General features: G+C 59.8%; 22 protein-coding genes and 4 pseudogenes. 9 read left to right on the top strand and 17 right to left on the bottom strand.

The genetic code is table 11. The features are described from left to right. Nucleotides 1-471, top strand: a pseudogene (locus B0G57_RS29010) (hypothetical protein); the annotation flags it as partial. Nucleotides 472-514: 43 nt separating this feature from the next. Here B0G57_RS29010 and B0G57_RS29005 read toward each other — a convergent pair. The 5 genes and pseudogenes from B0G57_RS29005 to nifH all read right to left on the bottom strand — a co-directional run. Beyond that, a pseudogene (locus tag B0G57_RS29005) lies at nt 515-750 on the bottom strand (IS3 family transposase); the annotation flags it as partial. A 6-nt stretch (nt 751-756) separates the two neighbouring features. After that, nucleotides 757-945: pseudogene (locus B0G57_RS29000) on the bottom strand (aminotransferase class V-fold PLP-dependent enzyme); the annotation flags it as partial. Nucleotides 946-1,686: 741 nt separating this feature from the next. Beyond that, a complete protein-coding gene (gene nifK / locus B0G57_RS28995) occupies nt 1,687-3,246 on the bottom strand; it encodes a nitrogenase molybdenum-iron protein subunit beta (protein ID WP_102607371.1) in 1,560 nt (519 codons plus the stop codon). A gap of 73 nt (nt 3,247-3,319) precedes the next feature. Then, the gene (gene nifD / locus B0G57_RS28990) at nt 3,320-4,780 is read right to left on the bottom strand and encodes a nitrogenase molybdenum-iron protein alpha chain (RefSeq protein WP_102607402.1); all 1,461 of its coding nucleotides are present in this window, start codon (nt 4,778-4,780) and stop codon (nt 3,320-3,322) included. 78 nt (nt 4,781-4,858) lie between these two features. After that, a complete protein-coding gene (nifH, locus tag B0G57_RS28985; protein ID WP_102607370.1) occupies nt 4,859-5,740 on the bottom strand; it encodes a nitrogenase iron protein in 882 nt (293 codons plus the stop codon). A 508-nt stretch (nt 5,741-6,248) separates the two neighbouring features. On the opposite strand from nifH, the gene B0G57_RS28980 reads away from it, so the two are divergent. Further along, entirely contained in the window at nt 6,249-6,857 is a 609-nt protein-coding gene (locus B0G57_RS28980; RefSeq protein WP_102607369.1) for a hypothetical protein, read from the top strand. Between the two features lie 217 nt (nt 6,858-7,074). Next, nucleotides 7,075-7,317, top strand: coding sequence for an FmdB family zinc ribbon protein (locus tag B0G57_RS28975; RefSeq protein ID WP_102607368.1), 243 nt, complete (start codon nt 7,075-7,077; stop codon nt 7,315-7,317). A gap of 37 nt (nt 7,318-7,354) precedes the next feature. Here B0G57_RS28975 and hisC read toward each other — a convergent pair whose 3' ends face one another. The 5 genes from hisC to nifB form a co-directional block, all read right to left on the bottom strand. Next, entirely contained in the window at nt 7,355-8,422 is a 1,068-nt protein-coding gene (gene hisC / locus B0G57_RS28970; RefSeq protein ID WP_102607367.1) for a histidinol-phosphate transaminase, read from the bottom strand. Between the two features lie 199 nt (nt 8,423-8,621). Continuing rightward, entirely contained in the window at nt 8,622-8,840 is a 219-nt protein-coding gene (nifT, locus tag B0G57_RS28965) for a putative nitrogen fixation protein NifT (protein WP_102607366.1), read from the bottom strand. A 31-nt stretch (nt 8,841-8,871) separates the two neighbouring features. Then, nucleotides 8,872-9,150 carry a nitrogen fixation protein NifZ gene (locus B0G57_RS28960; protein WP_102607401.1) on the bottom strand — a complete coding sequence of 93 codons (279 nt, stop codon included), beginning with the start codon at nt 9,148-9,150 and terminating at the stop codon, nt 8,872-8,874. An 11-nt stretch (nt 9,151-9,161) separates the two neighbouring features. Next, a complete protein-coding gene (locus B0G57_RS28955; RefSeq protein WP_102607365.1) occupies nt 9,162-9,557 on the bottom strand; it encodes a nitrogen fixation protein NifZ in 396 nt (131 codons plus the stop codon). A gap of 19 nt (nt 9,558-9,576) precedes the next feature. Next, the gene (gene nifB, locus B0G57_RS28950; RefSeq protein WP_102607364.1) at nt 9,577-11,175 is read right to left on the bottom strand and encodes a nitrogenase cofactor biosynthesis protein NifB; all 1,599 of its coding nucleotides are present in this window, start codon (nt 11,173-11,175) and stop codon (nt 9,577-9,579) included. Between the two features lie 471 nt (nt 11,176-11,646). Here nifB and B0G57_RS28945 point away from each other — a divergent pair. From B0G57_RS28945 to B0G57_RS28920, 6 genes and pseudogenes are all read left to right on the top strand, one after another. After that, nucleotides 11,647-12,547 (top strand): annotated as a pseudogene (locus B0G57_RS28945) (homocitrate synthase); the annotation flags it as partial. 56 nt (nt 12,548-12,603) lie between these two features. Next, nucleotides 12,604-12,942, top strand: a complete 339-nt coding sequence (nifW, locus tag B0G57_RS28940) for a nitrogenase stabilizing/protective protein NifW (protein ID WP_102607363.1) — start codon at nt 12,604-12,606, stop codon at nt 12,940-12,942. Between the two features lie 14 nt (nt 12,943-12,956). Next, entirely contained in the window at nt 12,957-13,805 is an 849-nt protein-coding gene (locus B0G57_RS28935; protein WP_102607362.1) for an electron transfer flavoprotein subunit beta/FixA family protein, read from the top strand. Beyond that, nucleotides 13,802-14,917, top strand: coding sequence for an electron transfer flavoprotein subunit alpha/FixB family protein (locus B0G57_RS28930; RefSeq protein WP_102607361.1), 1,116 nt, complete (start codon nt 13,802-13,804; stop codon nt 14,915-14,917). Before B0G57_RS28935 ends, B0G57_RS28930 begins: the two co-directional genes overlap by 4 nt. Before the next feature lie 10 nt (nt 14,918-14,927). Continuing rightward, nucleotides 14,928-16,238 (top strand): FAD-dependent oxidoreductase, encoded by a 1,311-nt coding sequence (locus B0G57_RS28925; RefSeq protein ID WP_102607360.1) that lies wholly within the window; start codon nt 14,928-14,930, stop codon nt 16,236-16,238. Beyond that, a complete protein-coding gene (locus tag B0G57_RS28920) occupies nt 16,235-16,534 on the top strand; it encodes a ferredoxin family protein (RefSeq protein WP_102607359.1) in 300 nt (99 codons plus the stop codon). Before B0G57_RS28925 ends, B0G57_RS28920 begins: the two co-directional genes overlap by 4 nt. Before the next feature lie 95 nt (nt 16,535-16,629). Here B0G57_RS28920 and B0G57_RS28915 read toward each other — a convergent pair whose 3' ends face one another. The 7 genes from B0G57_RS28915 to nifN form a co-directional block, all read right to left on the bottom strand. Next, nucleotides 16,630-17,103: a DUF2325 domain-containing protein gene (locus B0G57_RS28915; protein WP_102607358.1), complete on the bottom strand. Its 474-nt coding sequence runs from the start codon at nt 17,101-17,103 to the stop codon at nt 16,630-16,632. A gap of 84 nt (nt 17,104-17,187) precedes the next feature. Continuing rightward, a complete protein-coding gene (locus tag B0G57_RS28910) occupies nt 17,188-17,757 on the bottom strand; it encodes a nitrogen fixation protein NifQ (protein ID WP_102607357.1) in 570 nt (189 codons plus the stop codon). A gap of 16 nt (nt 17,758-17,773) precedes the next feature. Next, nucleotides 17,774-18,082 (bottom strand): ferredoxin III, nif-specific, encoded by a 309-nt coding sequence (fdxB, locus tag B0G57_RS28905; RefSeq protein ID WP_102607400.1) that lies wholly within the window; start codon nt 18,080-18,082, stop codon nt 17,774-17,776. Nucleotides 18,083-18,099: 17 nt separating this feature from the next. Next, nucleotides 18,100-18,309 carry a CCE_0567 family metalloprotein gene (locus B0G57_RS28900; RefSeq protein WP_223258764.1) on the bottom strand — a complete coding sequence of 70 codons (210 nt, stop codon included), beginning with the start codon at nt 18,307-18,309 and terminating at the stop codon, nt 18,100-18,102. Further along, nucleotides 18,309-18,803, bottom strand: a complete 495-nt coding sequence (locus B0G57_RS28895) for a NifX-associated nitrogen fixation protein (protein WP_102607356.1) — start codon at nt 18,801-18,803, stop codon at nt 18,309-18,311. The genes B0G57_RS28900 and B0G57_RS28895 overlap by 1 nt, the downstream gene beginning before the upstream one ends. After that, nucleotides 18,796-19,212 carry a nitrogen fixation protein NifX gene (gene nifX / locus B0G57_RS28890; RefSeq protein WP_102607355.1) on the bottom strand — a complete coding sequence of 139 codons (417 nt, stop codon included), beginning with the start codon at nt 19,210-19,212 and terminating at the stop codon, nt 18,796-18,798. Before nifX ends, B0G57_RS28895 begins: the two co-directional genes overlap by 8 nt. After that, nucleotides 19,209-20,624: a nitrogenase iron-molybdenum cofactor biosynthesis protein NifN gene (gene nifN / locus B0G57_RS28885; RefSeq protein WP_102607354.1), complete on the bottom strand. Its 1,416-nt coding sequence runs from the start codon at nt 20,622-20,624 to the stop codon at nt 19,209-19,211. The genes nifX and nifN overlap by 4 nt, the downstream gene beginning before the upstream one ends. Nucleotides 20,625-20,633 lie beyond the last annotated feature (9 nt).

Genomic DNA, 20,633 nt, shown 5'->3' with positions numbered 1-20,633 from the left:
ATCCGCAGCGGTCAACGGATCCGGATCACGTGGAAGCCGTTGAACATCACGGTCAACGCCACACTGGCCACCAAAGAGAACCCGGAACTGTGCGCAGATCTCGTCGCTGCGCTCCCCTTTACGACCATCCAGGATCACGCCGTCGTGACGGGCGAGTCGATGTACGCATGGTCGCCGTTCGTCAGCACGGCGCCGATTCGTCTGCGCGAACGCATCTGCGACGCGCCGATTGGCCGGATCCGTTTCTCGCAGTCCACGGGTCAAAAATTCATCGTCCAGTATGGACCGACCACTGAGGATCTTTCCCAGCCGGTGCTCGGAGAGATCGATGAAGCCGACGCAGCCAAGCTGGCTGAAGTGGGTAAAGCTGTTTGGGAATCGACGTTTGAGTCGAAGGACCTGATCTGGATGACAGTCGAACTGGCCAAGGTGCAGAGGCCAAATACCGCACGCCACGATGCAACGCATTGAGACATGGAGGACTGGCCTTGCCCCAGTTTCCCGGACGACCTTGCTAGCCCATTAGGCCTTGCTTGAACTGAACCGGGCTAACGAAGTTGAGAATCGAGTGCCTGCGTTGTTGATTGTAGAAGCGCTCGATGTAGTCGAAGACGTCTGCGCGGGCATCATTGCGCGTGCGATAGACGCTGCGACTGAGGCGCTCCGTCTCGAGCGTGGGAAGAAGCTCTTCATCGCAGCGTTGTCCCAACAATCACCGCGGCAGCTCATGCTGCAAGTAATGCCATGGTCCTTGATTCAAAGGCAACTGGCGCGAAGCGAAAGCCGAGCATTGGCGGCGATGTTCAGGCCTTTCGACGTATTCTTCGTGAACGCGATTTCGCCGGGGGCTGCGTTGAAGAGCTTTGCCACTCGCTCCCGGGTCTCCGCGGCACGACGCAACAATACGGGCTTCGGTCCCGCCATTTCGTAGCCCTCGGACATGAACTCTTCGAGCGCGTCGCGAACCTTCGCGGAGAGCGACGTCTGATGCGCCGAGTCAAGATAGAGAAACCGTTTGGTTCACCGGGAACTGTGCGCGGACGGCGGCGATCTTTTCACTGACATTCATCATTCATCCCACTGTTAAAGCCGGTATTGGAGGATATGGAGCGCTCGCGATATTGAGCATCAACGGCTGCCGGACTCGGCAGCACCCGGGCGGCTGCCTGCGAAGTGCGCATCCACCGACGCCTCGCCTTTTCCTGCGTGCCGCGCTCATGACCGGCCGGCGCTCAGCATGTGGCGCACCGTGTCATAGCGGGAACGAACCTTGGATTGAGGAATGCTTCCGATATAAATACGAAGGGCCATCTGGCGGCCCAGGATCCCATCGCGACAGAGTGAAACCATCGACGCCAGATCGGTAGCAAGATCCCCTCGGCTCATTGAGCCTGACCAGCAAGCCAACGCGTGCAAAACAGCGGCAAGCCTTCCAGCATTTCCGAGAGGATAGCCTTTGCCCGATTGTGATTCTCGCGGCTGTCGGACTTTCTCAACAGCGTGCCGATCACGGTTCCAATTCGAAGAAACGCCGCCTAGCCGAGTCCGTCTCAATCCGTTGATGCATTAAAGCAATGACATTAGGTGGATCCGAGGGAACCGGGCTCTCAGACGCTAACGACCAATATGGCCGAAGACGATCATTGAATCTGTCGCTACTGCCAGATGGCGATAACCGCGCCGCCCTCAGCGCACGATGTCGTAACCGTAGTCGGTCTTCGACACCGCGATGGTATTTACATCGAGCGCCTCAAAATGTTCGTCGAGCAGCGTCACGAGAAGTCGCAATGCACCGGCATATCCCCACGTCGGGTACCGGTGGTAGTGGTGGCGGTCAAAAATCGGAAAGATAAGTCGCACGAGCGGCGTCTTCGTGTCGCGTTCGAGATATTTCCCATAGGTGTTGCCGATAAGGAAATCCACCGGTTCCGTGAACAGCAATGAGCGCAGATGCCAAAGGTCACGCTTTGGGTAGACCTTGCATTCCACACCGTACGGCGACGCGTCGAACAGCGCCTGTACCTTCGCCGCCCAGTCGTCGTTGCCATTCGTCGCAAGCACGTGCGCCGGCTCTGCGCCGAGCTCGAGCAGGAACCTTGTGTAGCCGAGCATCTGATCCGGATCGCCGTAGAGGGCGTAGCGCTTCCCGTGCAGAATCGCCTGGCTATCCGCGATGGCATCGACGAGCTGGCCGCGCTCCTTTTCGAGTTCAGTCGGAATTGGTTTGCCCGTCACGCGTGAAATCTCCATCAGGAAATCGTCGGTACCCGCAACGCCAACGGGTGCATTGAGTATGACGACCTCCTGGCCGTGCTCCGCAATGAACTTGCTGGTCTTCTCGCAGCAATACTGCTGGAACACGAACGTCGCCCTCGCATTGAGCGCACGCTCGACCTCTTCCTTTGTCGTCCCTCCCTCGTACATCCGGAATTCGCCGTCTGTCGGCGTGTTCCATGTCCCGGACGGATCGCAGATGACGTTGACCGTGACGCCGAACAGTTCAAAAATCCGGCGAATCTCTTTCATGTTTCCGACCACGAACCCGTCGAAGCCGCCAATGAAATTCACGCTGTCGTCCGGCATCCGTGCAAGCGGTTCGGTTGTCCCGGCCTTCCCGTCCCAGAAGTGTTTGAGAATGCCGAGCAGCGCGTTGTCGTAGCCGGTCACGTGACTGCCGACGAACGCCGGCGTATGCGCAAATGGCACATCATAGTCCTCCGGCACGCTACCCTTTTGCTTACTGTTCTTGATGAACGCGTCGAGGTCGTCCCCGATCACCTCCGCCATGCATGTTGTCGATACCGCGATCATCTCCGGCCTGTACAAACTATATGCGTTCGAGAGCCCATCCACCATGTTGTTCAGGCCGCCGAACACCGCAGCGTCCTCGGTCATCGACGAGCTCACGCAAGAAGTGGGCTCTTTGAAATGCCGCGAGAAATGTGAGCGATAGTAGGCGACGCAGCCCTGCGATCCGTGTACAAATGGTAGCGTCTTGTGAAATCCGTTGGCGACGTATACCGCGCCGAGGGGCTGGCACGCCTTTGCCGGGTTGATGGTTAGCGATTCGCGAGCGAAGTTCTTCTGCTTGTAGTCCTCTGTCGTCGTCCATTCGACAGCCCGCTTGACGGCCTCTTCAGAATGATTGAATTCGAAGTTTTCCTTCTTGTTGCGAAAGATTGCCTGATACTCCGGCTCGCGAAACAGCAGTTCGTAGTCGAGAATCTTTTCGACCGATTGGATCATGAATCGCTCCTGAATCAATAATCTAAGCAGCGCGCGGCCAGCACCACTGGGGCACGGCCGCAACTAGCCGCGCCTACATGGCCTTCTTCCACGGCGCCTTTGCCAGGTTCCAGACTGGACTCGCGATCGCCATGTCCATGTCGCGCGCGAAGATCGCAAAGCCATCGTAGCCGTGGTATGGGCCCGAGTAATCCCAGCTGTGCATCTGGCGGAACGGTACGCCCATCTTCTGGAACACGTACTTTTCCTTGATGCCCGAGCCGACGAGGTCCGGCCGCACTCGCTCGACGAACTTCTCGAACTCGTAGCCGGTCACGTCGTCGTAGATCAGCGTGCCGTCCTTCACGTAGTGCGCCGTGCGCTGATAGTCGTCGTTGTGTGCGAACTCGTAGCCGGTGCCGACCACCTCCATGCCGAGGTCCTCGTAAGCACCGATCACATGGCGCGGGCGCAGGCCCCCTACGAATAGCATTACCTTTTTGCCAAGCAGGCGTGGCTTATACTTGGCGATAACGGCATCCATCAACGGACGGTATTTGGCGATCACCATCTCCGCATTCGCCTTGATCGAGTCATCGAATCGGCTCGCAATCTCCCGAAGGCTCTTTTCAATCATTGTCGGGCCGAAAAAGTTGTACTCGACCCATGGAATGCCATACTTCTCCTCCATGTGACGGCTGATATAGTTCATTGATCGGTAGCAGTGCAACAGGTTGAGCTTCGATTTCGGCGTGTTTTGGAGTTCGGCAAGCGTGCCATCACCGGACCACTGCGCGATCACCCGCAGCCCCATCTCCTCGAGCAGGATACGGCTCGACCACGCATCGCCGCCGATGTTGTAATCGCCGATGATCGCGACGTCGTAGGGCGTCGACTCAAGCGTGGACCGCTTCCTGTCATCGGTCTCGAACACGCAATCACGGATCGCGTCGTTCGCGAGGTGATGCCCGAGTGATTGCGATACACCGCGAAAACCCTCGCAGCGCACGGGCACGATCGTATGTCCTCCGTACTGCTTGCTCTTCCTCTTCGACACCGCCTCGATGTCGTCACCGATGAGGCCGATCGGACACTCGCTCTGAATCGAGATACCCTTGTTAAGCGGGAAAAGCTCCTGGACCTCGTCAATGATCTTTTCGAGCTTCTTGTCACCGCCGAACACGATATCCTTCTCCTGGAAGTCAGACGTGAACTGCAGGGTGACGAAAGAATCGATGCCCGTGGTGCCGACGTAGTAGTTGCGGCGCGCGCCCCACGAGTACTGGCCACAGCCGACCGGCCCGTGGCTGATGTGGACCATGTCCTTGATCGGCCCCCAGACGACACCTTTTGAGCCGGCATACGCGCAGCCGCGGATCGTCATTACACCAGGCAGCGACTTGATGTTGGATTTCACGCCACAATCGGGCTTGCCTTCCTCAAAGGAGCGCAAATGCTTGGCGCGCCGCTTGGCCATCTTGTCCGGATAAGCCCTCAGGACTTCGTCTATCAAGGCCTTATTAGCGGCCTTGCGTTCTTCAACCGTGGCGGTCATTGAATGTTCCATAAGTGAGCAACGTCATCACCGGACCCGGCCACCTTTAGATGCGCGGCGACCGTCGCCCAGCATTCGTCAGGCGGCCAGTTCCGCCGCGGTCTTGCCGATTTGCGACTCGTCGACTTGCACCATGATGCCCTTCTCCATCAACAGGTCTTCGAGCTGATCCATGGTGATCGGCGTCGGGATCACGCCATTGCCCGCGTTATGGTGGACTTTCTCGGCCAGTGCGCGATACTGCGCCGCTTGCGTGCTGTCTGGTGCGTACTCGATCACCGTCATCCGGCGTAGCTCCGCGTGCTGGACGATGTTGTCGCGCGGCACGAAGTGAATGAGCTTCGTGCCGAGCATTTTCGCGAGCGACTCAGCGAGTTCGAGCTCCTTGTCGGTCTTCCGCTCGTTGCAGATGAGGCCGCCCAAGCGCACGCCGCCACTGTTCGCGTACTTCAGGATGCCTTTCGAGATGTTGTTTGCTGCGTACATCGCCATCATCTCGCCGGACATCACGATGTAGATCTCCTGGGCCTTGTTCTCGCGAATCGGCATCGCGAAGCCTCCGCACACCACGTCGCCTAGCACGTCATACGAAACGTAATCGACACCGTCGTACGCGCCGTTCTCCTCAAGGAAATTGATTGAGGTAATGACACCGCGTCCGGCGCAGCCGACGCCCGGTTCCGGACCGCCGGACTCGACGCAGCGGATATTCTTGTAGCCGATCTTCATCACGTCATCGAGTTCAAGGTCCTCTACCGAGCCGGCTTCTGCCGCGAGCGAAAGGATCGTGTCCTGTGCCTTCGCGTGCAGGATCAGCCGAGTCGAATCCGCCTTCGGGTCGCAGCCGACGATGAGGATTTTCTGCCCGAGATCACTAAGCGCCGCGAGCGTGTTCTGCGATGTCGTCGACTTGCCGATACCGCCTTTACCGTAGAAGGCAATTTGTCGAAGTTGAGTCATTAATGTTCTCCTGTTCAGAAATATTGAAACCAGGGTTGCAAATCTCAGCGCTGCAAAACCGCTACCATCCCTTCAGCCTGCGATATCCGTCAGTCTTCTTGTGTCCAATCGCGCATCGGCCGGAGCGCGTCCGCGCGGACCGCCCTCCAGCAGCTTTCGCGCCATCTCAACCTGAGTCCCCGCACGCCCAGGAGGACGGGGCTTCTGGCGCGCTTGCCAGAATCGCATCGGCTGACGTCAGCGACGTAGACTTCCCGACAAAGGGCGCGCCTTTTGTCGCAAACAAAACTGAAAGCACAGAGGGCCGCCTTTACGTTCGTGTGCCCCTCTTCAGCAATGCCCTTGATCACGTGGCCGCTGGTGCAGTTATTGCGAACAAGCGGCCAACACTACGTAGTCAATTCCGTTGTCGGATGCGCAATTGCGGCAGACGAGCCGCCGCGTTTATCCGACCAAGTACGAACCGGCGTTCTCGTTGCGCCCAATTTATGGAAACAAGGAATAACTAATGACTGATACGCTCACCCGCAAGGAGCTTGATGACACCGCCCTCGCCCGGCTGGAGCACGGAGGTCGACTACTCAACCCGGTCTTCAAGGGATTCATGAACACGTTCGGGCGAGTCGGCTTTCGCGGCGAGCTCGCACTGCGCTTCTCGCCGAGGCTCGCCGACGAGGCGCGTCCGCCCGAGCTTTCCTGCGAACAATTCATGGCGGTCGCCGACGTAGGCGAACGGCATCTGCCGTTCTTCGCCGGCTGGCTGCTAAGCTTCGAACACCTGAAGAACGTCGCAGAAGTGCTCGGCGACGCGCTATCAGCAAATGGTAAGTATTTCTTGTTTTGCGACAACATTGACCTGAGCACGCGCTACCAGGTGCAGTATGAGAAGGCAATCTTCTATGTGCTTCCGATTCTGGAATCGACCGTCTACAACGAGATACTTGAGCTGCTCTACTTGGAGAAAAATGACCTGAAGAAGAAGGACACAGCCGGTAAACTCGACGCAATCGCTGACGCCGGAATCAAATTCGACGCCACGTTCGACTCGATCACCTATGCGGAGGGACTCGAACTGATGGGACCAGTGCGCAATCCAAACGAAAACCGGCCCGTTTGACGTTCGTTTGAGCGCGCGCCGGGGCGCATTGAAATCGCTACCGCGCGTGACGCTCGACATCAGCCGCCTATCGCGGCTTGGAACTGCAGTGCACGGCGCCCCTACTGCCCTGCCGCCGACATGAAGGCGCAGTCGGCCAGGCACAGCAATCATTCGAGGGCTGTGCTGCCGCCACGGCGGGCTGCGCGGCATCTTTCCTTTACACAGGAGTCTCCTTATGCCCCTTTACCAATATCAATGTCGAAACTGCCGGTTGCAGTTCGAAACACTGGTGCGGCCCGGCACGATCGCCGTCTGTCCACGCTGCGGCAGTGCTGCGCTCGACAAGCAGGTCGCCGCCCCGGCTCCCCCTGGACGAAGCAAGGCGATCGTCGCATCGGCGCGGCGCCAGGCTGCAAGTCAAGGACACTTAAGTAACTACTCGGCACGCGAGCGCAGAAAGCTGCTGGACCCGGCCTAAAGTGGACGCGGCAACGTAGATGTCCCATTCCATACGGTCAGTCGAGTATCTCGCGCAGCGCCGCAATGAGTGCGTCGCACTCGTCGTCGGTGCCGACGGTGATGCGCAGATGCCTGTCGATTCGCGGTAGCTTGAAGTGTCGTACGAAGATGTCTCGATCTTTCAGGCGTTTTGCCAGAGCTTCAGCGTGGAACGACGCATGACGCACGAAAAGGAAGTTGGCAGCGGACGGCACCACGTCGAAACCTTGCCTCTCGAGCGCCTGCCTCAGCCGCTCGCGGCTAGTGATCACGTGCTGGCAGTTGGACAGGAAATGGTCATCGTCCTCGTAGGCGGCCTGAGCGGCAACCTGCGCGAGCCGGTCGAGAGGATACGAGTTGAAGCTGTCCTTCACGCGATTGAGTGCTTCGATAAGCAATACATGGCCGAATGCAAAGCCAACCCGCATCCCCGCCAGTGACCGGGCCTTGGACGTCGTTTGGACGACCAACAGGTTCGGATAGTGGTCGATCAGCGAGAGCGCCGATTGCGCACCGAAATCGACATAGGCCTCGTCGATCACGACCACCGACGACGGGTTTGCCGTAACGATCTGCTCAATGTCCGCGAGCGAAAGAGCACGACCGGTCGGTGCGTTCGGATTGGCGAGCAGCACGCCGCCCGCGTCGCCGAGGTAGTCTTCCAAGCGAATCGAGAAGTCGTCGGCGAGCGGGATGGCTTCATAGCACACGTCGTAGAGCAGTGCGTAGGTTGGGTAAAAGCTATACGTAATGTCCGGAAAGCGCAGCGGCTTCTCGTGTTTGAGCAGCGCCCGAAAGGTGTGCGCGAGCACTTCGTCCGACCCGTTCCCGGCAAAAATTTGCTCCGGCTTCAGGCCGTGATGAGCCGCGACTGTCTCGCGGAGTCGACGCGCGAGCGGATCAGGATAGCGGCGGAGGCTCTCTCCCAATTGACCCAGCTCGCGTGCAACCGCCGCGATGACGCGCGGCGACGGCGGGTACGGGTTCTCATTGGTGTTGAGCTTAATCGGATCAGCACGCGCGGGCTGCTCGCCCGGAATATACGGCACCAGCCGCTGAACGACGTCACTCCAGTAACGGCACACTGCAGGGGCTCCTGACGGGAACACAAAGCGGTTGGCCGATCGGCGGTCTTGAAGCCCGGCCGCACGGCGCACGCGTCCGGCGCTTGCTTCTGATCATCACTATACCGGTCCGTCGCTCAGCACCCGCGGATTTCTGCACGGCATTCGTCGGCGCATGCAGGCCAACTCGATAATGACTCTGATCGACGCGACCGCCGCGTCAATCCACTTCGTCCTTCACGCGCCGAGCGTGAACCGTAATGGGCAGCATCGTGCCAGCCGCCATCTCGGGCAGCTCGAGCTGCCAGCCGTTCGCGAGCGTGACGAGGCCGCCCCACATCTGCGGCCGAGCCATCCACACAATCGGCTCCTCCAGGTCCTTCTTGGGTACATAGGCGGTCAGTGTGCCCATACTGTTCTTGCGGATCATGACTTTCACAACGGAACCTCCTAGGTGTAGTGAACGCGAACTACGCACGCCGGCACGGTTCTTCGGGCAACAGTCCGGCGGGGGCAGGCGCGATCTCATCCTCGGTGCAGCCGATAACCTGTCCGCCAAAATCGACGAGGTATACTGGCTCGCCTGTCTCGACGACCCGCCCAACATTGACAATCTCGCCGAGCGCGCCGGCTGTAACTAAGCGCCCTCCTTCGCCCCAATCCGGATAGCTGCCGTCGTTGCAGAGATCGTCCAGCGCGATGACGCGCATGCCCAACGAATACTCCGGCTGAATAAATTCGATGCTCATCCAGCGCACCCCTATCTTGTTTCGCGCGTGCGTGAAGATTCCCTCTCGCCGCCTGTCTCGCCAGCGCAACCCGTACCGATCGTGCGTAGCGCGGCGGCGCGCTCCCCGAGACGCGCCACGATGTCTTCGGGCAGTTTGTCGAGCGTGCATAGTTCCTTTGCGCGCATGCCGACTCGGTGACCACTTTCCACAAAGTCAACCGCGTAGATGTAGAACTGCTGCAGGAAGGTACCGATGTTGGTGACGTAGCCGACGTCGCCCTTGTTCACGAGTACCTCCCCAATATCTCTGCCGGCGTACGTGCCGTCGTTGCGGATAAGCGAGCGAGCGATCACGCGCTCGCCAAAGCCGAAGCGCGGCGGGGACGCTATCTCGATCGCGTCGTCGTCGCGGTTGATGTCACCCATGAGTCGCTCCTGCCAAAGTTCAGGGAGCCTCAGTCGTGCGCGTCAACGCACCCTGTCGGATCGCAGCGTCACCGCGAAACTTATGCACCACCGCTCCACTGCCGATGCGGCTGCGGTAGTCGTTGAACCAAGCAAGTGCGGCATTCTCGATGATCTCGCCAACGTACTTATCCACCAGCTCAATGCCCTCGTGCGAAAGTTCATCGCGCGGACACTCGCCGATCTTCGCGACCAGGACCGCGTGACAATCGTTGATCGCACGAACGACCGATGGCAGATTCTCTTCGTCGCCATAGCCGCCCTGGCAATATTGGTCCACCCTGCGATGGCCGATAAAGAGCACTTTAGTTGCGCTCACCTCGATAATCTGGAACTCCGAGGCGTGGCCGAAATGCTCGTTCACGCGCCCGCCGCCCTTCGTTGCGACCGCGACCAGCACTTTCAGGTCGTCTCCGGCCATGCTGACCGCCTGTGAGAAGGCCAGCGCCTTTTGCTTCGCCTCGCGCTGCGCGTTGCGCTCTACCTCGACCCGCCGCTGATATTTGCGGCGACGCTCGAGGTCATATACGACCTCCATTTGCTCAATGTTCTCGAATGCGAACTCCTCGTTGCGGTCCTGGCCCAGCAAGCCCACCGCATCCGCGCGGCACTGCCGACAGTGACGCATTACGTTAGCACCACCTTTGCATGCGTCCTGCACAGCCTTCAGCTCCTGCGCGGTCGGGCCGCGCTGGCCATTAAGGCCGAAGTACGTGCCGTGCTTGGGCTCTGAGATCAGCGGCATGATGTTGTGCAGGAACGCACCGCGCTTCTTTACCTCACGATTTACCTCGACCAGATGCGCGTCGTTGACACCCGGGATCAAGACCGAGTTGACTTTCGTGAGTACACCACGGGCAGTCAGCATCTCGAGTCCCTGCATCTGCCGCTCATGCAAGATGCGCGCGGCCTCGTAGCCTTTCACCCGGCGGTGGTCCCAGAAAATCCACGAATAAATCTTTTCACCGACGGCCGGATCGACCATGTTGATGGTGATCGTCACGTGGTCGATGTCATACCTGCAGATCTCGTCCACGAGGTCCGGCAGCGCAAGACCATTGGTCGACAGGCACAACTTGATGTCACCAGCCTGCTCCCGGAGCATCCGGAAGGTGTCAAAGGTTTTCGTAGGGTTGGCCAGCGAATCGCCTGGCCCAGCGATTCCGAGCACCGTCATCTGCGGAATCTCGTTCGCGACCGTCATCACCTTTTTTACAGCCTGCTCGGGGGTCAGCTTCTGCGATACGACGCCGGGGCGCGACTCGTTCGAGCAGTCGTACTTGCGGTTACAGTAGTTGCATTGGATGTTGCATGCAGGCGCGACTGCCACATGCATGCGCGCGTAATGGGGATGCGCATCTTCCGAGTAGCATGGGTGATTCTTGACCTTTTCCCATACCTCCGCCGGCAGCTCCTCGGGGCTGCCTGACAAACCGCAGTCCGCCTCGCCATCACCGTGCTGGGAACCGCAGCCGCTGCGCGTGACCGGCGCTTCGATGGTCGATCCCAGGGGCTTTATCTGCCCGATGTCGATGTAGGCGGAAGCGGGCAGCGTGCAGGCGTTGGCGCTATCTTGCATCGATCTCTCCTCACAACCGACAGTGACTACACGGCGGGTGACAGCCAGATCCATGCCATTCGCGCCCGGTCCACTGAAACGCCGGCTAAACGGGCCGCTCATGCGTTTCATCTCGTTGCACCGGCCCCCAAAAAAGCAACAAGCGCACCGATTTCTGTCGCAAACACAACGAACGTGACTTGTGACCCAGCGCATGTAACGGACAAAACTAACAACCCAACCGAAAAGCAATGAGAGTTGCCAATAAAAACAACGGTGGCATGGTCGTTGCAAACTGCGAGACGCGCTCTCTTGAACGATGACCAGCACGATGCAAACGCCACATCAACCTGTCTCCACCGCACGGCCTCCCTTCGCTGCGCACGCAGCCTCGAGGCGCCAGGCCGACTCACGCAGCCTACCGATGTTCGATTGCCCGAATGCAGTTTATTACGCCAAAGCCTATGGGCGATAACAGGAGAGATTGATCAAATGCCCGTACCGATCATCAACGACACCACCCTATGCGACGGCGAACAGACTGCTGGCGTCGCATTCACGCTCGAGGAAAGATGTGCGATCGCGGCGGCGCTGTCTCGAGCCGGCGTCGCCGAAATCGAAGTCGGCATCCCCGCCCTGGGCGAAGACGAAATCGCGTGCATCAAGGCGATCGTCGACTTGAATCTCGACGCCGGTGTAATGGTATGGGGGCACCTGACTCCACGAGACCTTGCCGCGGCGTTGCGCTGCAATGCCGATATCGTCCACCTCTCAATTCCCGTTTCTGACATTCGTTTGCAGGACAAGCTGCAAAAGCCGCGCAGATGGGTGCTGGAGCAAATCGCGCGCGTCATCGCCGAGGCAGTGAAGAGCGACCGCAAGATTTCCCTCGGCATGGAAGACGCCTCGCGCACAGACCCCGCCTTCCTCGTGCAAGTGGCGCGCTGCGCGCAGCAACACGGCGCGCAGCGCGTGCGCTTCGCCGATACCCTTGGCGTGCTCGATCCGTTTTCGACCTACGAGGCCATCGCAAGGCTGCGCGATGCCGTCGACCTCGAGATCGAAATCCACGCGCACGACGACCTCGGACTCGCCACAGCCAACACGCTCGCTGCCCTGCGGGCGGGAGCCACCCACGCGAACACCACAGTCGACTGCTTGGACACGGGAGCCGGCAATGCGGCACTCGAAGAGATCGTCGTCGGCGCGCAGCACTTTCTAGGACGGGACACCGGGGTCAATACCGAGGCCCTGCTCGCAGTTCGTCGGTTGATCAAGAGTGCGTCGGGCCGCATCCTCTTCTCCAACAAGAGAATTTGCCCGTAGCGGCGTCTTTACGCCGCACCCTGGCAATCACACCGGCGGCATTGCGAAGCACCGGAGAACACGCGAGTGAATCGATTCCTTCGAACTCAGCCGGCAAAGTACGTTCAATAGGGATTAGAAGACATGCAAGGACTCATGGAGCAACTGAAAACCCTCTCCTCGGCCGAGGATTTCCTGCAATTCTTTGGCATTGCATTTGACCAGAAGGTGGTGAATGTCAGCCGCCTGCACATCCTCAAACGCTTCTTTCAGTATCTCCGGCAACAGGAAGCTGTGCCGCAGGACAATGAGACGCGCCTCTTTACCGTCTATCAATGCCTGCTGCAACAAGCCTACAACGATTTCGTCGTGTCCACGCCCGCGGCGGAGAAAGTGTTCAAGGTGTTCCAGGATGTCGACGGACGACAGCAAGTCTCCCTCGACAATCTGCACGCGTCATTACCGGCCGGCGGCGCCGCCTAACCCGGAGTGCTGCAATGCACATCGTCGTCTGCATCAAGCAGGTTCCGGATTCAGCGCAGATCCGGGTCCATCCTGTCACCAACACCATCATGCGCCAAGGCGTGCCGGCGATTGTCAACCCATACGACCTGTTCTCGCTGGAGGAAGCGCTGCGGCTGAAGGACCGCTTCGGCGGCAAAGTCACGATGCTATGCATGGGACCGCCACAGGCCGAGGATGTATTGCGCAAGTGCATCAGCTACGGTGCCGATGACGCGGTGCTCGTCACCGATCGAGCGTTCGCTGGCGCCGACACACTCGCGACCTCGTATGCGCTCGCCAGCGCGATCCGACAGATCACGAAGGAACAGGCAGTGGACATTGTTTTCACAGGCAAGCAGACGATCGACGGCGACACTGCGCAAGTCGGCCCCGGCATCGCCAAGCGCTTGAGCTTGCAATTGCTCACCTACGTTTCCAGGATCGTAGAGACCAACCTGGGTACTCGCACGATCGTCGTCGAGCGCCGCGCCGAAGGCGGCGTACAGGTGCTGAAAACTGCGCTGCCATGCTTGGTGACGATGCTGGAGAACACGAATGAGCTACGCTTCGCGACACTGCCGGCGATGATTCATGCGGCGGGCTTTCCGGTGCGCAAATGGAACCGCGAGCAGGCTGGCATCGAGGACGTGAGCAAGATCGGGTTAAAGGGCTCCCCGACAGTGGTGAGCAAGGTGTTCGGTCCGACGCCGCGCAGCGAAAAAGCCGAGATGCTAGAACTCAACATGTCGAGCCTGCCTGACGTGTCGCTGAAACTGCTGCATAAGTTATTCACCCGCCATCCGACATTGGAGGCGGACCTGCTGATGAAGAGGACTTCATGAACTCGCTCGCCACCTCGGACAAGAAGCCGGCCGCGCCCACTAAACCGGCCGGCGGCCGGAACTTCGAACTACCCGAACACCTGAAAGTCTACAGGGGCGTGTGGGTCTTCCTGGAGCACGACCGCGGCCACGTGCACAGCGTGTCGTGGGAACTGCTCGGTGAGGCACGCAAGCTCGCGGACAAGCTCGGCAGCGACGTCGCCGTCGCGGTGCTCGGCGGCTCCGATGAGCCTCTCGAGCAGTTTGCCGAGGAGGCCTTCTGCTTCGGCGCCGATAAAGCGTACGTCATTCACGATCGAGTGCTGCTCGGCTATCGCAATGAGCCGTTCACCAGGGGGCTGACCGATCTCGTCAACAAGTATCAGCCGGAGATCCTGCTGCTCGGCGCCACCTCGATGGGCCGCGATCTCGCGGGCTCGGTCGCGACGACGCTCGCCACTGGCCTCACCGCCGACTGCACGGCGCTGAACATCGACCCGACCTCGCGCGCGCTCGCGGCCACGCGGCCGACTTTCGGTGGCTCGCTGCTGTGTACGATCATGACGCTTGCGTACCGCCCGCAGATGGCGACGGTGCGCCCGCGCGTCATGGCGATGCCGCAGATTCAGGCGGGCCGCGGCGGCGAGATCGTTCAGGAGACGCTTGACATGATCGAGGCCGACATCGTGACGAAACTGATCGACTTCATCGCCGATACGGAGAGCAACCGGATCAACCTGCCCTACGCGAACGTGATCGTTAGCGGCGGTAAGGGGCTGAAGAGTCCTGAGAACTTTCGCCTCGTCTTCGAGTTGGCGCGCGCGCTGGGTGGCGAAGTCGGCGCGACACGTCCTTGCGTGCAGGCGGGCTGGGTCGAGGCCGACCGTCAGGTTGGGCAGACTGGGAAGACGGTACGGCCGAAGCTCTACATCGCGGCGGGCGTCTCGGGAGCGATCCAGCACCGCGTCGGCATGGAAAGCTCGGACCTAATCGTCGCGATCAACACAGACCCGAACGCGCCGATTTTTGACTTTGCGCACTACGGCATTATTGCCGACGCACTGCAGGTACTGCCGGCTCTCACGCGCGCGTGCGCAGACCGTCTGGCACTATGCGACAGAGCAATCGCGTGAGGAGAATCGGATGAAAATACCCTCGCAATTCGATGCGATCGTCGTCGGAGCCGGACCTTCTGGCAACGCCGCGGCCTACGTGATGGCCAAGAGCGGACTGAAGGTGCTGCAGATCGAACGCGGCGAATATCCCGGTAGCAAAAACGTGCAGGGCGCAATCCTCTATGCGAATGCACTCGAAGAGATCATTCCCGATTTCCGTGACGACGCGCCGCTCGAGCGCCACATCATCGAACAGCGTATGTGGATGCTCGACGAAACGTCGTTCGTCGGCACTCACCTGCGCAGCGACGACTACAACAAGCCGCCATATAACCGCTACACGATCATCCGTGCGCAGTTCGACAAGTGGTTCTCATCAAAGGTGCGCGAAGCCGGCGCGTTGCTAATCTGCGAGACGACTGTGAATCACCTGATCTTGGACAACGACCAGGTCGTCGGCGTGCAATGCGACCGTGAACAAGGCGACGTCTATGCCGGCGTCGTGATTCTCGCTGACGGCGTGAATTCGACACTCGCACGAAAGGCCGGCTTTCACAATGAAATTCAGGCGAGCAACGTTGCCCTGGCCGTTAAGGAAATTCTCTTCATGCCAGAAGAGACCATTGGTCAGCGCTTCAACATAGGCGACGAGGAAGGTGTCGTGATCGAGATGGTCGGCCGTATCACCGACGGGATGGTGGGCACAGGCTTCCTGTACACGAACAGAGAATCGCTGACCATCGGCGTCGGCTGCATGCTGAGCGACTTCAAGAAAAACCCAAACCGCACAAGCCCGTACGTCCTGCTCGAAGAGATGAAGCATCATCCGGCAATCGCGCCGCTGATTGCCGGTGGCGAAATGAAGGAGTATTGCGCGCACCTCATTCCAGAAGGCGGCTTCAACGCGATTCCGCAGGTTTACGGCAACGGCTGGATGATCGTCGGAGACTCGGGTGGCTTCGTCAATGCCGCGCATCGCGAAGGGTCCAACCTCGCAATGACGACCGGGCGCCTCGCCGCCGAGACCGTGATCGCGGCGAAAGCAGCCGGGCGCGGTTACGGCGCAAACGAGCTTTCGGTGTATAAGGCCGCGCTTGACGACAGCTTCGTGATGAAGGATCTATACAAGTATCGCGACATGCCGAACATCCTGCACCGCAATCCACAGTTCTTTACGACATACCCGGACCTCGTCGCAAACGCGGCCCGCACGATGTTCACTGTCGACGGCGTCGACAAGAAAACCAAAAAGCACGAGGTCATGGCAAGCTTCCGTAGAAGCCGCTCGCTCACTGGCCTTGTCGGCGATGCATACAAGCTTTGGAGGGCCTTCCGATGAGCAACATCGCTGTCAACATCGAGGAAAAGCTTTTTCAGAACCGCTATCGCGTGGACACGGGCCGGCCCCACGTCCAGATCAGGAATGCGGACGTCTGCACCGACGAATGTGGCGAGAAAAGCTGCACGTTCGTTTGCCCGGCATCGTGCTACAGAGTCGAGAGCAACGGCACGGTCACACTGATCGCCGACGGCTGCCTGGAATGCGGCAGCTGCCGCATCCTCTGTGCGGACCACGATAACATCGAATGGGAGTACCCGCGCGGCGGGCACGGCATACTGTTCAAGTTCGGCTAGAGGAACGCGGCGATCACAAGCCGCCGCTGCACCGTGGCACGCGTGTTCGCCGGAAGGCAGCCATCGTTGTAAGGATCCCGCCCGAGTACTATGACTCACCCCCTCATGCAGAATCCGCGGTGCGGCAATGCTGCACGACGGCACGGCTTGCAGGCCGCTTTCAGCAAACCTGCCACGAAGCTCGCCACACTCGAGGTCCGCAATGCGATCCACGGCACGCCGTGGCGCGAACAGAGAATACGCAGCGCGGACAGCGACTCTGGATCAATGGTATCGAGCGGACACAGCACAGCGTCGACACCACTCAACAGTGCTGTAAATCGCCTCTCACGGGCGCTTCCGTCAGCGTCAATCAGGGCAATGTGATGGATGAAAGTGCCCCCGTTATGCGCCAACCGCTCCCGCAAAACTGCGTTGCTTCGTGGACGACCTCCGACATAGACAAATCGACGTCCTGCCAGCAACTCACTCAGCGCGCCACCATCGAGCAGTACCCGCTCAACCCACTGCAGCTCATGGGCGAGACTCGCGAGGTGGGCGTGAAGACGCCCTTCATCAGACGCCGTCATCGCACGCTCTCGTACAAGTGCGCATAGCACTGGCTGTCATAGGTCGGATACCTCGTTTGTGAGTCTTATTCCGGGAGGAGCTTCCTACTCAGGCCCGAAGCAATGCGCCCAATCGGGACAAAGGCCGCAGCTCGGCGCCTTGCAGACAACCAGCCCCTCGCGTTCGCACAGTTGCTTGTAAAAGAACTTCTTCCACTTCATGCCGTAAACGTTTTTTGCCGCGAGCAGCGGAAACCAGTAGCCAAGCAACGCCGACAGTTCGCGCCGCGAAGGGAGCCTCAGGTCCTGCCAGAGGTGATTAGCGCCCGGAAACGCGCAGGCCAATGCGTGGGCCACGCAATGCACTTCGTCGGTCGTCCCGGCGCCTGGATCAGCATGTGCCTCGAGCAACACTACAAGGTCTTCCATTTCGTCGTGCCGCGACGCGCACCGAAATGCTACATCCGATGAGTCCCATGCCAGCGACAATGCACTGTCAGCACCTGGAAACCAGTGTGCAAGCAACCACTGGGTTTCTAGGGCGTCTAATCCACGGATAGGCAGAACGTGCACACCCGCCACCTCAAACGCCGTCGAAAGCACGCCAGCGAGCGCCAGTATCGTCGGGCTGTCGGCGCTTACAGCATGGCGCATCAAAGTCGCGTGGAATTCCATAGCCGTGCGGACTTGGTCAGAGCTGAGCCACCGCGTGCGTGTAGCACTTTTTCGGACAAATCCTCGCGCATGCGGTACAGCCAATGCACGGGGCCCTGTGCGCGATCGTCATCACTTTCTTTTCGTACTCGTCGTCATTGCTGTCGTCGCCGTCGAGCGGAACATAGGTACCGCTCGCGTCAAGCCCCACGAGTTCTAGTACACCACGCGCACAAACCCGGAAGCATCGTCCGCAGCCGATACATTTCTCCTGGTCGAGCGTGGACACGAAGGTCGGTGTCCACATCTCGCCACTCGGAAGCTTCACACTGAAAGTCTCGCTCACGTCAATCTCCCGCACGGTCACGCCGACGCCGCTGCGGCCTTGCGCGCTTCCATCAGCGCAGCGTGAGCGTCGTAGCAGCGCTGCGCAACCGCCAGAATCCGCTCCCAATTCGTCGGCAGTTCCTCAGATAGATCGTGCAGCTCAAACTTCGCTTCCAGGGCCTGTGCATGGAGCCTTTTGAGGCGTGCCTTCATGACTTCCGTAGTGTTCATCATTTCCTCGCTCATCACACGCCGTACTTGGCAACCGCCGGCCAGGCGCAGATCATTTCGATGGATTCACTCACCAGGTTGCTGCCCGCCTTGGCCAGCTTCTCGAGCGACGGAAAACCGAAGCGGTGCACTTCGCGCAGCTGCTTGTTGACGACCACAAGCCGGCCCGCAATCAGCACTATCCGCCCGAAGCCCTCATGGCTCATCTTCGTCATCGGCGAGACCATCTGTCCAGTTTCGAGTTCAATCGCCACCGCGATTGCGTTATAGAACAGCTCCAGCCGCAAGAGCGTCTCGGGATTCGGGTCGCCCACGATCGGAATCGCGCGACGCTCTTCCGCGGTCAGGATGTACGGCTTCAGCAATCTCTGGTCGCTTTTCCCATTCCACGAGCCGTGGGGCAGCTGCGCACGCAGCTGCCAGACCAGCTGCTGGACGAACGGGGTTGCAAGAAGCACCTCTTCGCTCGCCGCATCGACGGCGTCCTTCTCAAGATTGCCTTCACTCATGAGCTACCTCGTCGTCCTGAGCAAAATCGTACGACCGCGGCCGGTCCTTCGCGAGCGCTTTGCGCAGCCAGGGCGGTGGCGTACCTTTCAGCACGCCGCTCACCTTCTCGAGAACATCTTCGATCAGCTCTGCCCGCGGCACCTTGATCGGATGGATCTTTAGCGCCACGACGCGCGCCGCCCCCGCGCCGCCAATCGCGGCGACATACAGGATCGCGCAGTCTCGGACGGCCTCGAGCTTGGGCGCGAGCTTGTCGTCGTCACCGTCCTCCTCCAGATCGCCGCCGAAGTCGAACGCCTGGACAAACTTATGGCCGTCGGTCGTCACGTCGTACGTGACAATAGTCTTCGCCGAGCCGAAGTGTGCGTCGATGTGCACTTTGTCCTGAGTTGCAAATGCGATTTTCATGGGGTGGGCTCCTCGTAACATTCGTAGCCGGTCGCAGCGACCGGAATCTCTACTCCTCGGGCGGGATCGCGCGCGGCCAGATCAGCCGCCGACTGCGCAAGCGCCCAGTCGGCGGGGCCGTAGCGAGGAATCTGCTCGATCATCAGGTTTGCGACCTCGAAGATGAGGTTCATCGTGCCTCGGTAGCCGACTTGGCAGCGGTGAGCATTTCCGATCCTGTCGAACACGGGAAAGCCTACGCGCATGAGCGGCTTGCTGAGGCGCTCTGCCATCTGCCGACCGTGGGAATTTGTGATAAGGAGATCGCAGCCGCTTGCGGCGCTCTCTATGTCTTCGAGATCGCCGAGCACGACTTCGCTTGCAGGCAGAAGTGCGTGCGATGGCGACGCGGTCGTGCTGACGCAGACCGATAGTTCGGCGCCCATCTCGTGCAGCAGTGAACCGAGCGCGAGCAGCAGGTCCGGCTCGGCGCCGAGCGCCACCTTGATGCCGCCCGTGTAGAAGTGTCCGTCGAGCATTGCATCCAGCAGTTGGCTACGTTGCCGGCAGTACTTTGCAGGAACCGACCGGCCCGACAGCTGAGCAAGGCGATGTAGCAACCGATCGTTTGGTTCCAGTCCGGTGAGCCGCTCGAAGATTTCGAACGGCGTACCTGCCAGCGCCTCTAGCGCCTGAGCCCCCTCGCGGGTCTGCTCGCCCACGCCGATTGTCAATGCCGATGCACCGGCAGCACGTATCCGATCTAGCGTCGTACCGCCAAGCGTCGTGCCGCGCCAGTCCTGAGGGATGTGACCGTCGAGCGAGCCAGACAGGTCCGGCAGCACGATTGCATCGAGCCCGAACGCGCTGATGGTTGTGCGCAGTTCGTCGATGTCGCCCGGCGACAGATGGCTACCGGGCAGCACCGTTACCTGCCTCGCGACGCGCGGCAACGGCTTTACCAATGCCTTCACGATCGCGCCGAGCGCACGACTATAGCCATCCTCGAAGCCACCGACATAGTCTGGCGTCGACACGTAGATGACCTCAGTGCTATCCAGCTCTGGCTTGCGCTTGCGCACCATCGCGAGATAGCCCTCGACATCGTCGCCCTTTGTTTCAGTGAGCCCTGTCGAGCAGACTGCAATGACCTTTGGCGCCGCGCGTTTGTGGATATTCAACAGTGCTGTTTCGACGTTGTCGTATCCGCCAAGAATGGTCGTGACCTCGTTCATTGCAGTAGTCTGCAGGGGGATAGCCTCCTTGAAATGGCGCACCATCAGCACGAGACCGAACGACGTACACCCCTGGGAACCATGCATCACCGGCATGCACGCGTCGAGCCCCATGAACGCATAGCACGCGCCTAACGGCTGGCTCATCTTCAGTGGGTTGACCGCACACGCCTTGTTGGATTCGACAACGACAGCCATTGTCTCCGC

Source organism: Trinickia symbiotica, assembly GCF_002934455.1.
Taxonomy (GTDB): Bacteria; Pseudomonadota; Gammaproteobacteria; order Burkholderiales; family Burkholderiaceae; genus Trinickia; species Trinickia symbiotica.
Note: the sequence above shows the minus strand (reverse complement) of the source record. Positions and strands in the feature narration are given on the sequence as shown.